This is a genomic window from Nostoc sp. NMS7 (assembly GCF_017115085.1).
Classification (GTDB): domain Bacteria; phylum Cyanobacteriota; class Cyanobacteriia; order Cyanobacteriales; family Nostocaceae; genus Nostoc.
In genome coordinates, this window is the sequence record NZ_JABXKJ010000262.1 from 16,605 (window position 1) to 32,650 (window position 16,046).

At 42.6% G+C, this 16,046-nt stretch carries 9 protein-coding genes and 1 pseudogene; 5 read left to right on the plus strand and 5 right to left on the minus strand.

Annotated features, from left to right (window positions below; all coding sequences use genetic code 11):
* Positions 1-67: 67 nt before the first annotated feature.
* Entirely contained in the window at positions 68-4,357 is a 4,290-nt protein-coding gene (locus tag HWQ38_RS38165; RefSeq protein WP_292805035.1) for an amino acid adenylation domain-containing protein, read from the minus strand.
* Positions 4,358-4,441: 84 nt separating this feature from the next.
* Positions 4,442-4,644, minus strand: a pseudogene (locus HWQ38_RS38170) (ShlB/FhaC/HecB family hemolysin secretion/activation protein); the annotation flags it as partial.
* On the opposite strand from HWQ38_RS38170, the gene HWQ38_RS38175 reads away from it, so the two are divergent.
* Positions 4,551-4,739: a hypothetical protein gene (locus HWQ38_RS38175; RefSeq protein WP_292805085.1), complete on the plus strand. Its 189-nt coding sequence runs from the start codon at positions 4,551-4,553 to the stop codon at positions 4,737-4,739. The pseudogene HWQ38_RS38170 and the gene HWQ38_RS38175 overlap by 94 nt on opposite strands.
* 81 nt (positions 4,740-4,820) lie before the next feature.
* Here the strand turns inward: HWQ38_RS38175 and HWQ38_RS38180 are convergent, their stop codons facing one another.
* Complete coding sequence (locus HWQ38_RS38180; protein ID WP_292805038.1) at positions 4,821-8,486, minus strand: filamentous hemagglutinin N-terminal domain-containing protein; 3,666 nt, start codon at positions 8,484-8,486, stop codon at positions 4,821-4,823.
* A 352-nt stretch (positions 8,487-8,838) separates the two neighbouring features.
* Here HWQ38_RS38180 and HWQ38_RS38185 point away from each other — a divergent pair, with 352 nt between their 5' ends.
* The 3 genes from HWQ38_RS38185 (at position 8,839) to HWQ38_RS40720 (ending at position 12,012) form a co-directional block, all read left to right on the plus strand.
* Positions 8,839-9,045, plus strand: a complete 207-nt coding sequence (locus HWQ38_RS38185; RefSeq protein ID WP_292805041.1) for a hypothetical protein — start codon at positions 8,839-8,841, stop codon at positions 9,043-9,045.
* A 147-nt stretch (positions 9,046-9,192) separates the two neighbouring features.
* Positions 9,193-10,341 carry a tetratricopeptide repeat protein gene (locus HWQ38_RS40715; RefSeq protein ID WP_366933398.1) on the plus strand — a complete coding sequence of 383 codons (1,149 nt, stop codon included), beginning with the start codon at positions 9,193-9,195 and terminating at the stop codon, positions 10,339-10,341.
* A gap of 6 nt (positions 10,342-10,347) precedes the next feature.
* Positions 10,348-12,012 carry a CHAT domain-containing protein gene (locus tag HWQ38_RS40720; protein ID WP_366933399.1) on the plus strand — a complete coding sequence of 555 codons (1,665 nt, stop codon included), beginning with the start codon at positions 10,348-10,350 and terminating at the stop codon, positions 12,010-12,012.
* Positions 12,013-12,104: 92 nt separating this feature from the next.
* Here HWQ38_RS40720 and HWQ38_RS38195 read toward each other — a convergent pair whose 3' ends face one another.
* Entirely contained in the window at positions 12,105-13,595 is a 1,491-nt protein-coding gene (locus HWQ38_RS38195; RefSeq protein WP_292805044.1) for a glutamine synthetase family protein, read from the minus strand.
* A 713-nt stretch (positions 13,596-14,308) separates the two neighbouring features.
* Here HWQ38_RS38195 and HWQ38_RS38200 point away from each other — a divergent pair.
* Positions 14,309-14,617, plus strand: a complete 309-nt coding sequence (locus HWQ38_RS38200; protein WP_292805047.1) for a hypothetical protein — start codon at positions 14,309-14,311, stop codon at positions 14,615-14,617.
* Between the two features lie 244 nt (positions 14,618-14,861).
* On the opposite strand, the gene menB is transcribed toward HWQ38_RS38200, so the two are convergent.
* Positions 14,862-15,695: a 1,4-dihydroxy-2-naphthoyl-CoA synthase gene (menB, locus tag HWQ38_RS38205; protein ID WP_292805050.1), complete on the minus strand. Its 834-nt coding sequence runs from the start codon at positions 15,693-15,695 to the stop codon at positions 14,862-14,864.
* Between the last annotated feature and the right edge of the window lie 351 nt (positions 15,696-16,046).

The following is a 16,046-nucleotide window of genomic DNA, read 5'->3' on the forward strand; positions in this document are numbered from 1 at the left end:
CTTGCTCTTAGCGGGTTGGGGGTAGGGTTCTTGTAGCTTACTCAATCGAGAACCGCTATATTGATCCTTATTTTAAAGTTTGCGCTTTCTCAATACAGGCTCTTAGCTGTGCGGCGAGAACTTGAATATGGGGTTTTCTCAGCATAGTTAGGTGATTCCCAGGAATATGATGAATTTCTGTTCCTCCCACAATTACCTGATCCCAACCCATACTCGCATCTTCGTTGGCAATGCTTGATTGAACCTTTGTTCGGAAAAGATTAATTCCTTTAGGGTAAGTTTGGGGAACGTAGTTGAGAACTGCTTGGCTATTGGCATAGAAAACACGAAGCATTGGATGAATTGCTAACTCGCTTAAAAGTCTTAACTTGGATTTTTCAGATATAACCTTAACTGTGGCATCCTCTTTGAGGATGAAGTTGGAGAAGAGATTTTTTGGGAGCCACCCAATTTTATTAAAATTAGTTAAATTGTTAATTCGATTCTTAGCGATCGCAATAATTAGATATAAATAATCGAGGAAAAAAGGCCATATATATCGTGCCACTGTAGTCAGCATAAACTTAAAACCATTACCCAAAGAAGGTATATTCCCCGGAATTGGTGCTAAAGTATCAAGCACAGCAAGTAGAGCCACTTCTTCCCCAGACTTTTGGAGTTGTTGAGCCATTTCAAAAGCAACCCAACCTCCAAAAGACCAACCTCCCAAAAAATAAGGGCCTTTGGGCTGCACTCTCCGCAATGCTTCAATGTAGTGGGTAGCCATATCCTCAATGTTAGTTAGTGGAGGAGTTTTTCCGTCAAGTCCAATAGGTTGTAGCCCATAAAATGGTTGATTTTTCCCCAAATGATTAGCTAATTGGTAATAAGGAAAGACAACCCCAAAAATTGGATGGACGCAGAAGAAAGTTGGATTTGAACCAGCAGGCTGAATTGGAACCAAGGGCGACCACGGGAGAGAATCTGTTTCTGAGGATAGAGAAGTTGCTAAACTTTCAATTGTTGGATTTAAAAATAAGCTAGATAGCGGCAATTCGTACTCAAACTGCTTGTTTATCTGCTTCAACAGACGTACAGTTAACAGCGAATCTCCGCCCAAGTCGAAGAAGTTATCCTGAATACCCACACGCTCAACATTAAGGACTTCAACCCAAATTTGTGCCAAGGTTAACTCGGTTGGAGTCCGAGGAGCGATAAATGCTTTATCTATTGAGCGGCTAGCCGGACTATCAAGTTCTGTTAGTGCCCAACGATCCACTTTACCACTAGTTGTTAGCGGCAGAGAATCCAGCATTACAAAAGCTTTTGGCACCATGTATTCTGGTAATTTTTCTTTTAAGAATTTACGTAGTAGAGATGCCAAATTTGAGGCAGCGCGTTGCGGGGGTTCCCACGCCACTTGCTTCAAGCCGGGGAACCCGTCCAACGCAGTGGCTCCCCGTTGTAGCGACTGCCGTGGCATCTCTACATTCAGAACAATATAAGCGAGCAAGTACTTATCACCAGATACGTTCTCTTTAGCAATTACTACTGCTTTTTGCACATTTTCATACTGACTTAGCACTGTTTCAATTTCTGACAACTCAATGCGGAATCCCCGAATTTTTACTTGATTATCGATCCGTCCTAAAAATTCAATATTACCGTCTGGTCGATACCGAGCTAAATCACCCGTCTTGTAAAGTCGCGCTCCCTTTTGATGATTAAAAGGATTGGGAATAAAGTTTTCAGTAGTTAATTCTGGACGGTTAATATAGCCTTGTGCCAATCCTTCACCACATATATATAATTCGCCAGTAATTCCAATTGGTAAAGGTTGTAAATACTTATCTAATATATAAATTTGAGTGTTAGCAATAGGGCGACCAATAGGCGGTTTTTCACTCAGAGAACTAATTTCGGCAACGGTTGACCAAACCGTTGCTTCTGTAGGCCCGTAAGCGTTAAAAAACCTCCGGCTAGAACTCCACCAACGTTTTACAATATCATCGGTGCAAGATTCACCGGCACAAATAATAGTTTGCAATGCCGGAAGTGATTCTGTAGGTAGGACTGCTAATACTGCTGGCGGAAGGGTGACGTGAGTAATAGCTTTTTCGCGCAATAATTGCAGCAAAGATTGTCCGGGGAGAAGAGATTCTTTGTTTGCTAAATAAAGAGTTGCTCCGGTTTGCAGTGCCATGACAATCTCAAAAATAGAGGCATCAAAACTTAATGATGCGAATTGCAGAATGCGGTGACTCGATTGTAAGTTGAAAACCTCAATCTGAGCTTTTGCTAAGTTGGATAATCCTCGATGCTGGAGCAAAACGCCTTTAGGCTTTCCTGTTGAGCCAGAGGTATAGATAACATAAGCTAGGTTGTCAGATGTTACACAATTGGTTGGGTTTTCTTGGCTGTGTTGTGTAATAGTTGCCCAATCTTTATCTATGCAAATAATTGGATTCGAGAAGTCATCAAAATGCTTGAGCAACTTTTCTTGTGTGAGCAAGACTGAAACTTGTGCATCTTCTAGCATGAAGTTAAGACGCTCTTGAGGTAGGCTCGGATCTAAAGGTAGGTATGCTCCACCCGCTTTGAAGATGCCTAATAGTGCGATGATCATCTCTAGCGATGCCTTCGGCAACGTCTTCTCTTCTCTACGAGAGGCTGCGCCAACGAGACGCTGCGCGAACGACGAACGCTCTACACAAACACCAACTAAAGATTCATTTTCTACACCTATTTTTTTAAGATAATGTGCAAGTTGATTGCTGCGTATATTTAACTCTTTGTAGCTGAGTTGTTCATCGCCAAATATTAGCGCGTTTGCATCGGGAGTTTTCTCTACCTGCGCTTCAAATAACTGATGAAAACACTTATTTTCTGGGTAGTCTCTTTTAGTGTCATTCCAATCAATTAATAACTCTTGTCGTTCTTCTTCAGTCAGGAAAGACAAATCTGAAAGACGCAGTTCTGAATTGCCAACAATGCTTTCTAGCAGCGTTTGGAAATGCCCCAGCATCCGGGTAATGGTTGTGTCATCAAATAAATCGGTGCTATAAACCATTTGTCCTTTCAAACTATCCAAATCCTGCCAAAGATGGAACTCTAAATCAAGCTTTGCGGTTTTAGTGTCGAACTCAAATACCGAAAGCGTTAACCCAGGTAACTCTAACGTTTCAATGGGAGTGTTTTGGAGGCTAAATACAACCTGAAAAAAAGGATGATAGCTCAAATCTCGCTCTGGGTGCAGTTCCTCCACCAGCTTTTCAAAAGGCAAGTCCTGATGGCTGTATGCTCCTAAAGTTACTTCTCGGACTCGATTTAATAATTCTCGAAACGTCGGGTTCCCGGAGAAATCTGTACGTAGCACCAAGCTATTGACAAAAAAACCAATTAACCCCTCTAATTCGCTACGATTGCGATTAGCAATAGGTGAACCTACTGTAATATCCTCTTGCTGCGTGTAGCGATAGAGCAAAGTCTGAAACGCTGCAAGCATTGTCATGAACAAGGTAACGCCTTCTTGATAGCTAAGTGCCTCTAGCGCTTGAGTTAAGAAGTGTGGTAGCTCTAGAAATTGTTTTGCACCCCTGTAGGTAGGAACTGCTGGTCTGAGTCGGTCGGTGGGGAGATTCAGTACTGAAATCCCGTCTAATTGCTTTTGCCAATAAGCTAACTGGGTTTGTAAGGGCGAGGTGCCGTTTGCCGCCAATCCTTGCAGCCACTCCCGTTGCCATTCTGCGAAATCTGCATATTGAATGGGTAGTTCTGGCAGATGCGTAGAAATCAGATGTGGCTTATCCTCTGCAAAGGTTTTGTATAATATCCCCAGTTCTCTAATTAGTACTCCAATTGACCAGCCATCGGCAACAATGTGATGTAGATTTAGCAGCAGCATATATTCTGCTTCATCTAGTTGTAGCAACTTTACTCGCAGCAATGGCCCGGTGGTGAGATTGAAAGGATGTTGAGCCTCTGCGGTTACGATTTGCTGCATTTGTATGTCGCGTTCTTGGCTCTCGAAATTGCGTAAATCTATTAGGGGAAGAGGTATGCTTAAGCTGGGTTCGTTAGCGCCGCTTTCCGCAGGAATCGCTTGCACTGGTTGCTGCTCTACGATCGCAAACGTAGTGCGTAAGGTTTCGTGGCGACGGACAATTTCGGTGAATGTCTGCTTTAAGGCGGTGAAGTTGAGAGAACCTGTCAGGCGAAGTGCTGTTGACACGTTGTAAAATGGATTTCCCGGTGCTAACTGGTCGATAAACCACAATCGCTGCTGGGCGAAAGAAGTCGGAAAAACGAAAACCTCTGCTTCTTCAGAAAATTTAAGTTCTTGATTATCTGTGAGACTACTGAGAATATATTGGCTCATAAGTAAACACCACTAAAAGTCGCGTGATTCCTGCTTCAACGATCTCTGCCTGAATTACAGTCACGAGTGTACGGCTTGAAGAAATCAAAACGGCTGATATAGCACTGAAAAATTAAAGCCATTGTCTTGCAGTGAATTACCGCGATCGCTTGTTCCCATTAATGGTACAACGTAGTCTGCACGCAATACCAAAATGGTATTAGCTGTAGTGTTTCCACATTCGATGCCAGAGGAATACGAACTTCTACACCTCCAACTACCCCATTGTCAGCCACAAGTTGATTTTGACTCTACAACCCACAAATCAAAACCTCACCCTCCCTTTACCAAAGGTAAATCTTTCCCTCTCCGAACCCACGGAGAGGGACAGGCGAAAGCGTAGCAGAACCAATCTTTGAGGTTTTTCAAGATTTTTGGGTAATTCCATGACTTGTGTGTACACCGTAGATAACACAGGGGAGTGTCAAATTGAACAACTTCGACTTAAGATTAATTGCCCATTAGGTAATCGATATAATCCTTGTGGTTCAATTATTGGGTCGCCTTTTTTCCAAGTCCGCGATGTTGGTTCAACACCTCTCACCTCTCCAGTTGTGTAAGTTGAAACTAATCCATCTTCAGGACTATTGCGTAAAGCGCCGGAACCTGTAATGGTAAAAGAGTTTTCTTGTCGCTTAGTGCCGCGTGAAATGCAACTATTGGCAATGAGTGCATTAGTATCGATGACGTTTGGTGATAATTGGGTGAAGCTATTTTGAATAGAACTGTTATCGGGTGCATTGATATTTGTTACACCGGAAACGCCTAATTCCGAACTTGCTGTGATATCGCTTTTATTGGTTAGTTTTGGACGCGACTCGATACCAAAGATACCTTGCGAGTTAATTTGAATGTTTCCACCAGTTCCGGTGAAGGCGTTAGCGCTGATATCGCTGTTTTCTTCGGGGATAGCAATGATAAATCTGGAGTTGATATTGATGTTACCGCCATCGCCACCTGCTTGGGCTGTGCCTGCGGTAGTGGAAATTTGGCTACCGTGATGCATGAGTAAATAATCTTCAGCGTTAATGTTAATATTTCCACCTTGGCTGCTGGCGGTTTGAGCAGAAATTGAGGCTTGATTATCAAGAGTGAGAGTCCCTGTTTTTACCGTGATATTACCTGCATTGCCAGTACCCGCACTATTTACTGATACTTTCGCACCATCTCTAATAATAAAGCTGGCAGGGTCAATAAAGATGCTGCCTCCTTGTCCAGTAGAGCCAGCAATAGTATTAGCGAAGATTCCACTTGCGGCTCCTTCGTTATCAATAACATCAGTTACTCGGTCTGTTGAGCCAATACTTTTGATTCCTTCGGCAGTGCGGGTTAGTCGTTGAGCAAAATTTGGGTCACTACCAGCAATGGTGATGTTATCTTTAACATTGAGTCTGATATTGCCTGCATTTCCAGCACCACGGGTATTTGTAATTACTTGTCCGCCGTTAATAGCTTCAAAAGTGTTGGCGTTTATGGTAATGTCACCACGTTTACTGTCATTAAAAGTGCTGGCTGTGGCAACTGCACCATCTACTACTCGAAAATTACCTGTAGTAACTGTAATGTCACCAGCATCCCCTGACGCTCCTCTTTCAGTTAGGGTGATTAAACCACTGGAAAATCCCAGTAAACCACTACCTGATAACGTCACAGAATCAGCAGCATTAATGCGAAGCTCGCCTGATTTTCCCCTACCACCAGGAATATTTCCAAATTGTCTAAAAACAGCCGTGCCAAGTTGAGAACCACTTTCTAAAGCCAGAGTCCGAGTGTTGACATCAATATCACCACCTTTACCTACACCTCCAGAACCTACACTACTGTTGATAAAGCTATTGTTTGCAAGGAAAATAGAATTTTTTGCATCTATAAAAATATTGCCTGCATTTCCTTGTCCATAAGTAGCTGTATTAATTTGAGAGTTATTTTCTAAATTCAGGTTGTCAGTTAAATTAATTGCAATATTCCCTGCATTTCCCACTCCTGAAGTTGAGGCATTAAGTTGAGCGCCATCTCGTAATGAGAAGTCACCAGAATCAATAAAAATGTTACCTCCATTTCCAACAGCCCCTGTGCCCACCAAGCTGCGAATCCCACTGGGAAAACCGTTTTTCTCCCCAGCAATATCAACAGCACCTATAACTTTCACATTCACATTCCCCGCATCCCCTCTTCCTGCTGGCTGGGTAGCAGATGCGCCACGAGTAATGGTTAGCAGTTGAGCGCCATCAGTGAGTGACAGGGTTGCTGCATTGATGTCGATACTGCCTCCTTTACCTACGCCTCCTGCTTCCACGGTGCTAAAATTGTTACTATTTGCAAGGGAAATAGCATTTTTTGCACCCACTGTCACATTCCCTGCATTTCCCACTCCTGAAGTTGAGGCATTAAGTTGAGCGCCATCTCGTAATGAGAATGAACCAGAATCGATAAAAATGTTACCGCCATTGCCAACTCCTCCCGTGAGCAAAGTACTGCGGATACCACTGTCTGCCCCCGCAACTTCTACTTTTCCTGTGGTATTGAGGGTAATATTTCCTGCCTGACTCCTAGGTGAATCTAAACCTTGCCCACCAGTGTTAGCAATCAGTTTACCGCCATCAGTTAGGAAGAACGAGCCACTGGAAATGTTGATATTTCCCCCATTACCTCTTGCTCCCGTTTCCACATCGGTGAAAATTGCACTGGGAAAATCGTTTTTTGTTCCAGTGATAGTTACTGCACCAGTGACATTAATATCGACACTTCCCCCATTCCCCTTTCCTGCAACTTGGTTGGTATCTGCTCCACGAATTCCACTTTGCAGTTGAGCGCCATCAGTGAGGGAAAGGGAACTACCTCTGATGTTGATACCTCCACTGTTGCCTACACCTCCCGTTTCCACATTACTGAAGATGTCAGTTGCTTGACCTGCAAGGGAAACAGCATTTTTTGCAATCACTGTCACATTCCCTGCATTTCCTTGTCCAAAAGTTGAGGCATTAAGTTTAGCGCCATCTCGTAATGAGAAAGAACCAGAATCGATAGTAATGTTACCACCATTACCTTGTGACCCCAAGCGCACAAGATTGCGAACTATGCTCCCACCAGCAACTTTGATTTCCCCGGTAGCATTAAGCGTAATATCCCCAGCAACAGTCTCAGGTTTCCCCAAACCTTGCCCTATACCAGCAGAAAGGACACTTCCACCTAATATCTCTACATTTCGGGCATTGACTGCAATATTACCGCCACCAGCCCCAGTTACATATACACCTGCTTTATTAGTCAGGGATACCGAAGCACGAGTCACATTAAGAGGAAATTTCAAGCTGAGATTATCCCCATTAAAAAGAAGATTGACATTTCCAGGTGCTGCTAACCCTCCTAACTCAACTCGTCCACCATTAGCAAATAACTCTCCACCATCTATGCTGACATTACCGCCCACTAGCAGCAAACTTTTACCATCAGGTACTCTTAAGCCAAACCGACTAACCCCCGATGAATCTATTCCTGCTGCTGCAACTGAGTTATTTTGAATCGCTGCATTTTGATTAAGCTGATTAAACCACAACGCCGAAGGCTGAATAGTCAATAATGGCGGCGCTTGCGGATTTGTCGCACTAAACAATCCTTGATTCCCAAACTGCACTCCATTGGCTGTTGTCCCGACAAAACTCCCCTGCACATCTAACCGCGCATTCTGCCCAAATAAAATCCCATTGGGATTAATCAAAAACAAATTTGCTGCACCAGCAACTCCCAATGTCCCGAAAATATTTGACGCATTTCTACCCGTTACCCGCGTCAATATATTTTCTATCCCAATGGGATTGGCAAAATACACTCGTTGCCCATCTGGGATATTGAACTCACTGAAACTATGAAAAAGATTGCTTCCTCGTGCTGCACCACCCTCTATTTTGTCGCCCAGTGCGCCATTAATTAACACATTTTGCTTGAGTTGAGAAGCTTCTGCACCCAATGTATTATCGGGTATAATTTGTGCCTGGGCTGGTGAATAAAGCCTGAATGCAGTGGATACGAGGCATAATAAATAAATAATACTTTTAATACTGGCTTTTTCCGAGTGATGTACTTGATTCATAAGTAATTTACCTTGAAGAAATTAATAGGACTTACGCAAAACTACACGCGGTAGGGGCAATACCCTGCGGTCAGCTAAAGCTACATGAATTGCCCCTACCTAAAAATCAGGATTTCAGCTATTGTTTGCGTAAGTCCTGATTAAAATCAAATCCACGATATTGCTTATGCAAATGTTTTTTATCAGTTGTGAGAAGTCCAGGTTAGATGATCATTCAATAATACCAGCAGATAGCAGCTTAGGTAAATTGCACAAAACTGCACACTTTTGAAACTTTAAGTTTGTTCTGCTGATTTATGGTAATTTAAACAATAAAAGTTATAGCGTTTCCTAATCTAGTCAACTTAGAGCAATGGCGAATAGAATTCGCGGCTACACAAACAAAGTCCACCTCCGTGGACTAATACAAAATCACGGATTTTTAACCCACGTTCGCCCTTGGCGTTCCGCAGGAAAGGTGGGTTTTGCCTGTGTAGACAAGCCAGTGCGTTGGGCGGCTCCGCCGACTTGTTCGCGCAGCGTCTCCCCCTGGGAGAAGCACCTGGCGCGCGGTTTATAACCGCCCTTTTAACCTTAAGTTGACACCAATGGGCTTAACCTCACCCCGATAAAGCTGTGCTTTATCTCCCCTCTCCTTAATAACGAGAGGGGCTGGGGGTGAGGTTTTAATTAATTTGAATAAGAATAAGTTTATCGCATTTTCAATATGAAAACCAAAATTAAAAAGATATTACTCTCTGTGCCTCGGCGGATGCACATCTTGCTGAAGGTTGGAAATCTTGGCAAGATGCTAATTCATCTCTTTACCCAGCAACACCAAAAGCTAAATCGTCATCGATTTATCAAAGTATTATTTTTAGCAACTCTCCTAATCTGTTTATTCTTTGGACAAGTCGTATCCGCACAAACTCCAAATGCTAGTTTACTCGTTGAGCAAGGAATTAAAGACTATAATGCCGGAAATTTTCCCAATGCGGTAAAACACTGGCAAGAGGCATTAAATCAGTATAAAAATAATCCGTCAGATGCGGCGGTTGTCAATGAAAATTTGGGGCGTGTCTACCAACAACTAGGACAAAACAAAGAAGCTATTGAGTCGTTATCGGCGGCAATTCGTGACTATACTGCTGTGGAAAATTTCCGGGAAGTCGGACGAATGCAGTCAGAACTCGCCCAAGTTTACAGCAATTTGGGACAACCTCGCAAAGCGATCGCACTTTTATGTGGTCAACTGGTAGAAAAGTCGAAAATCTCAGAAAATCAAGGGAGTCAGCAAATAGAATGCACTCCCGAAAGTGCCGAACAAATCGCCGCCAAACACAACGACAAACGCGGTAAGATTGCGGCTTTGGGAATTCTCGGTGAGGCATATCGGTTAATCGGAAATTATGACCAAGCAATTAAATATTTAGACGCCACGCAACAAGTCTCGCCAGAATATGACTTTTTGGTGTTAAATAGTTTGGGTAATGCTTACAGAAGTCGCGCTCAATTGTATGAGTTACAAGCAAATTCTGCAAACCAAGCTGGTATTTTTAGCAAAGAAAAGGAATTTATTAATAAATCGGCGGCAGATTACAACCAAGCCCGCGAATATTTTCAGAATAGTATCAAACTTGCCCACAACCAAAAACAACCTTTAGCAGAGATGCGGGGATTATTAAATTTAATTCAGTTGGGTTCCCAGACAAATCAGACGAAAGTTATCAGCGATGAAACTTTTAATAATGCCCATCAAGATGCTTTGAAGCTTCTCGAAGATTTAGCCGATTCAGCAACAAAAGTCTATGGGGCAATTGATTTAGCATACTTGCAGCGCCATTCTCAAGGAACTTCGCCTTTTACCTACTGTTAAACTCAGATGCTTTCATCGGATAACGAAGCATTAAATTTGCTGAAAAGCTCAGTATTAATTAGTAATAACTTACAAGACAATCGTCTCCAATCTTATGCTAATGGTGCTTTAGGACATTTTTGGGAATGCCATCAAGATAGTAAACAAGCATTAAAATATACCCAAGCTGCAATTATTGCCGCAGATAAAAACTTGAGTGCAAAAGATAGCTTGTATTTGTGGGAGTGGCAAGCTGGACGGATTTTAGATCATGAAAATCGCAAAGAAGAAGCGATCGCATCTTATCAAAGAGCATTTGAAATCTTGGAAGATATTCGGCAGGATATTTTGACCGCAGAACGTGATGTCCAGTTTGACTTCCGCGATGTTGTTCGACCATTGTACCGCACATTGGCGCGATCGCGGCTCGATCTGTTGGAAGTTGGGGCAATTGCAGATAAAGGACGGGCGAAGGAATTATCGCAAGTAGTCGAAACCATTGATGCATTGAAACTCGCAGAATTACAGAATTATTTTGGTAATGATTGCATTTTGAGTGGGTTGAATCCCAAACAGGTGGGGGAACTTCTCGAAGATAATAGTGCAGCGTTTAAGAATACTGGGTTTTTGAGTTCGATAATTTTAGATGGCAAAACCGGGATATTATTCCAATTACCCAATCAGACAACCAAATTTAAGTGGATTGAAGACCCCAATCAAAAAGGTACAAGTAAGATAGTTAGCAGCGATCGGCTACAGAAAAAAATTGCCGAGTTTCGTAGTGGATTAATTAGAGGAGAAGAAGAAGTTAACTACGATACAACGACTGCGGCAGAGCTTTATGATTGGATAATTCGCCCCTTTGCTGAAAATATTAAACCTGAGACAGTTAAAACCCTTGTGTTTATTCAGGATGGGTTTTTGCGTAGTGTGCCAATGGCAGCACTTTACGATCGCCAACAACAAAAATACTTAGTTGAAACCTACGCAATTGCCACAACTCCTAGTTTACGACTTACCACACCAAAAGTAGGCGATCGCAGTACGCAAAAGGCGTTAATTTTGGGTTTGACACAACAAGCCACAATTGATGGAAAGTCTTTTGGTAAGCTTTTTTCAGTTCCCGAAGAAGTCAGTGCAATTAAAAGTCTATTTCCCAATTATACCGACCTGATCGACGATAACTTTGTCCCGGAAAGTTTTAAACAAAAACTTGAGAAAACAACATACCCCATTGTCCATATAGCTAGTCACGCTCAATTTGGCATCATTCCCGAAGACACCTTCATTGTCACAGGTAAAAACCAAAAACTTACCATCAATCAATTAGAAAACTCACTGCAAAACCTCAACAGCAAATTAGATAGCGTCGAACTTCTCGTACTTACAGCGTGTGAAACCGCAGTTGGCGACGACCGGGCCACACTAGGATTAGCTGGAGTTGCATTACAAGTTGGCGTTAAAAGTGCGATCGCATCTTTGTGGAGTGTCACAGATGCATCGACAGCCGAACTAGTCAAAACATTTTACACCAACTACCGCAACGCAGGTATGAGTATTGCAGAAGCACTGCAAAAAGCCCAAATTAGAATGATTAATGCTAAGAAATTACCGTCATCTGAAGGTATAAATATCAAGTATGATAATCCAGTATATTGGGCGCCAATGATTGCGATCGGTAATTGGCTTTGAAACCCACAAATCCCCCTGACTTTTCATGGGTCTGGAAAATCTCTCTCCGTTTCGGATCTTGGAACCCGCATTCCGCACTCCATAAACTCAACTCACAATAATTCAAAATATTCTTTTTGCTCCCAGTTAGTCACCTGCAATAAATAGTCTTCTGGTGGCTGATCAGCGACGGACTGCAAAAAGCGATTAATTTCACTCTGTTTCATCTTAATGATGAAGTTTATGAACTGCTGCCCCATTTTTTGAGAAAAAAGTTCGCTTTGGCTCAAAGATGAAATCGCCTCTGGCAAACTTTTAGGTAAGGTCGGACTTTCTGTAGTGTAAGGTGACTCTGTTGGCGAGCCAGGGTCAAGTTTATGATCTACACCATCTAACCCAGAAATCAATTGCGATGCCATATACAGATAGGGATTGGCTGCTGGTTCTCCAACTCGGTTTTCAATGTGGGTTGTGGGATCATCAAAACCGCCTTGTAATCTAATCATTGCCCCTCGGTTTTCCAACCCCCACCCAGCACGGTCAGGTGCCAGGGAATAAGGTCTAAATCTTTTGTAGCCGTTAATTGTCGGGGTTGTGAACACAGAAGCAGCATTGGCGTGTTTGAGAAGACCACCAACGAAGTGTTTACCTAAATCTGACATTAGGGTTTTGGTGTTTACAGGCATGAAAGCGTTCACGCCTGTGGCTCGGTATACAAGCGATTGGTGCAAATGCCAGCCATTAGAAGAACAACCTTGCAGTCCTGGACGACACATAAACGATGCGATGTAACCTTGTTGACGGCAGATTTGCTTCGTCGCCATTCGGAATATGATCATTGTATCCGCAGCTTGCAATGCCGGAATTGGGTCAAAGGTAAATTCAAATTGACCGGCACCTCCTTCGTTTTCCACACTCCTTAAAGGCAATTCCATTTCAACTAAGTTTTCTGCCAAAACGCGCAGTAAGTCGTGAATCTCTGGATTGTGAGATTCTAAAAGGTATTGGAAGCTATGCTCTACAGCACTAACTTTGGCAGGTTCACCAGGTTTTCCAGAAGTCCCAACATCAGCGATCGCTAACATCGGATCTGACAACTTTGCCAAATACCACTCAACTTCTAAGCCGACAATATGCTCCAACCCTCTTTGATGTAACTCTACCAATGATTGGCGCAAAATACCGCGACTGGAAAAGGGCATTACCTGGCCATTTTGAAAGTACTCGTCACAGAGGATAAAGCCAGTGCGTTTTGCCCAAGGCACAATTTTGAAGGTATGAGGGTCAGGAACAGCCACAAGATTTGGCGCACCTGTCATCTCAGACATATCTAAGCTCCCACCGGGAACGAAGGGGTTAAATACTATTGCACCACCAGTATCAAACAGGAATGTCCCTGTGCTGATTTGCATACCGTTTTCTAAGGCGCTTAAAAACGCTTGGGGTAAGAGCGACTTACTGCGAACAATGCCATGCTGGTCTGACCAAGCGGTACGAATCAACAATAGATCCCGTTCTTTGATAACAGCCTTGATCTTTTCAGCTGCTTCTTTTTGGATTTCTGTCCACAGGTGATGACGCTCAATAAATCCAGGTTTTTTCATTTGGATTGCCTAATCATGTTCAACTCAAGAGTGCGGTTAGTTTGAAATTAGCTTTCATCAGTCGCTTCCACTCTTGGTAATAACCGCGAATTCCTAACTCATCTGTTACAAGCCCGGTGATTACACCATCTTCATCTATATGATGGCGATCGCGCAGGATAATAATATCTTTCTCTTATAGGTATATCAGCTTCGGATAGTGTCCAGTCGCTCTAGAAAAAAGTCATGAGGCATTACCCTCTACCCCTCTATTCGCTCAGACACTTGTTTACCTCAAAATCTTCTGTCGTTGTGGTGTTGACAAATTCCGCCTTGATCAAACTATGACGCTACAAAGTAACTTGCTCCTATCATATAAAATAGTTCTAATTCTTGATAAAAAAGATATTTTACTGCGAGATTATACTGAATGTCGTATGCAAAGCAGACTATTTATCTTAAACTCTCTGCCTTAATTTAAAAGGCTGGATAAATCAAAAGCTTTTGTTTTAGTCTTGATCCCTAATATTTTTTAGCCGAAATATATATGTAGCCACTCTAAGGATTATTTAAATATATGACAAGATTATAAAAATATCCTAAAGTTTATTTTTTCCTTGGGATCGCTGAAACCTATACAAAATAATGGCTTTTTGGCTTTTATCCGTATTTATATATAGAAGCAAAATATAAGGATGAAATTCAGCCGGAAACGACACTAAAGATAAATCCAAATGAAACCCATCAAATTTTTAGCATCTGCCTGTAGATATTGCCGTCATTACCAGCCAGAGGGTCGCCGTGGCGGAATGTGCCAGCAGTTGGGGGCACCAGTTAAAGCAAGTTGGAAAGCTTGCTCTTTGGCACTCCCACCTTTTGCACCTTCTTGGGAAACTTTGGAAGATGCCTGGATTTTGCCAGACGCAGCCCCAGTTTTAACATCTTCTCAATCTCTAGCCTCAGATTTAGACAATGCTGCCCCTGTAGAGGAAACAATTCCCTCTATCTTTGAACAGGTAAAGACTAAAGTAGGGGTTATTTAGTCATCCATTATTACTGGACTGAGTTTGTAGTCTGCTTAAAATAAGATTTTTTTTAAGATTTTTCGTACTGTAAAAGTTGACGTTTATAGGACTTACGCAAAATTATCTCCAAAACCTGATTTGTCGTAGGGTAATTCATGTAGCTTTAGCTTCCTGCAGGGTATTACCGCTACTTCGGAACTTTTTTGCGTAAGTCCTGAATTACAAAAATCGCACCCTTTAGTCAGGTGCGATTTTTGTAATTCTAAGGCAACCAAGGAAAAGAGCGAAAATCTGGTGGGCGCTTTTCGAGAAAGGCTTGCTTGCCTTCAGACCCCTCTTCTGTCATGTAATAGAGTAGGGTGGCATTGCCAGCGAGTTCTTGTAAACCAGCTTGTCCGTCACAATCAGCATTGAAGGCGGCTTTGAGACACCGAATTGCGATCGGACTTTTTTCTAAAATCTCCTGCGCCCATTGAATACCTTCGGCTTCTAGTTGTTCCACTGGGACGACGCAATTAATTAAGCCCATTTCTAGAGCTTGTTGTGCATCATATTGGCGGCAGAGAAACCAAATTTCTCTGGCTTTTTTTTGTCCGACGATGCGGGCGAGATAGCTGGCTCCAAAACCACCGTCGAAACTGCCGACTTTGGGGCCAGTCTGTCCGAAAATGGCGTTATCGGCAGCGATGGTAAGGTCGCAAATCAAGTGTAGGACATGTCCACCACCGATCGCATATCCAGCCACTAAGGCAATCACCACTTTCGGCATGGAACGAATCAGGCGTTGTAAGTCTAGGACATTCAAGCGGGGGATGCCAGTATCATCCACATAACCCCCATGTCCCCGCACACTTTGATCGCCACCAGAACAGAAAGCATATTTGCCATCAGTGTGTGGGCCATAACCCGTAAATAAGACAACACCAATAGTAGTATCTTCACGAGCATTAGAGAAAGCATCGTAGAGTTCAAAGACAGTTTTGGGACGAAAGGCATTACGTTTGTGGGGGCGGTTGATGGTGATTTTCGCAATGCCATCGTTTTTTTGATACAGAATATCTTCGTAAGTTTTGGCAGTTTGCCAGTTAATTTGCATTGGTATGGAGTGCGCTGTTGTGCTTGAAAATTTTATCGCGGTCTTAGGGACAAGCGATCGCCACAATTAAAACAACCCTCCTAATAATCCCATTTGCCATAAAACACAGCCGATCGCCGCCCCCAATCCCGCCGCAGGCATGGCAAAAAGGTAGTTGAAATCTAGCTAAAAGCCTTGAAAAGCTTTTCTGTCAATACGTAAGTTTTAGAATATTTATTTTAATTAGAATTCTGTATTTGGAATCTTCATTGAATACACCGTACTAGGTTCATTTAACTTTCTTTTAACTTATTCTTAAATTACTATTAAAATACGGGAAGTTAATCAATTTTTTGTCTGTTTTTGAACCTT

Bases quoted from the DNA above. Each gene is read 5' to 3' on its own strand.
- HWQ38_RS38175 (WP_292805085.1), top strand. From the start codon at position 4,551: ATGGTATTAGCTGTAGTGTTTCCACATTCGATGCCAGAGGAATACGAA.
- menB (WP_292805050.1), bottom strand. From the start codon at position 15,695: ATGCAAATTAACTGGCAAACTGCCAAAACTTACGAAGATATTCTGTAT.
- HWQ38_RS40720 (WP_366933399.1), top strand. From the start codon at position 10,348: ATGCTTTCATCGGATAACGAAGCATTAAATTTGCTGAAAAGCTCAGTA.
- HWQ38_RS38185 (WP_292805041.1), top strand. From the start codon at position 8,839: ATGGCGAATAGAATTCGCGGCTACACAAACAAAGTCCACCTCCGTGGA.
- HWQ38_RS38200 (WP_292805047.1), top strand. From the start codon at position 14,309: ATGAAACCCATCAAATTTTTAGCATCTGCCTGTAGATATTGCCGTCAT.
- HWQ38_RS38180 (WP_292805038.1), bottom strand. From the start codon at position 8,486: ATGAATCAAGTACATCACTCGGAAAAAGCCAGTATTAAAAGTATTATT.
- HWQ38_RS40715 (WP_366933398.1), top strand. From the start codon at position 9,193: ATGAAAACCAAAATTAAAAAGATATTACTCTCTGTGCCTCGGCGGATG.
- HWQ38_RS38195 (WP_292805044.1), bottom strand. From the start codon at position 13,595: ATGAAAAAACCTGGATTTATTGAGCGTCATCACCTGTGGACAGAAATC.
- HWQ38_RS38165 (WP_292805035.1), bottom strand. From the start codon at position 4,357: ATGAGCCAATATATTCTCAGTAGTCTCACAGATAATCAAGAACTTAAA.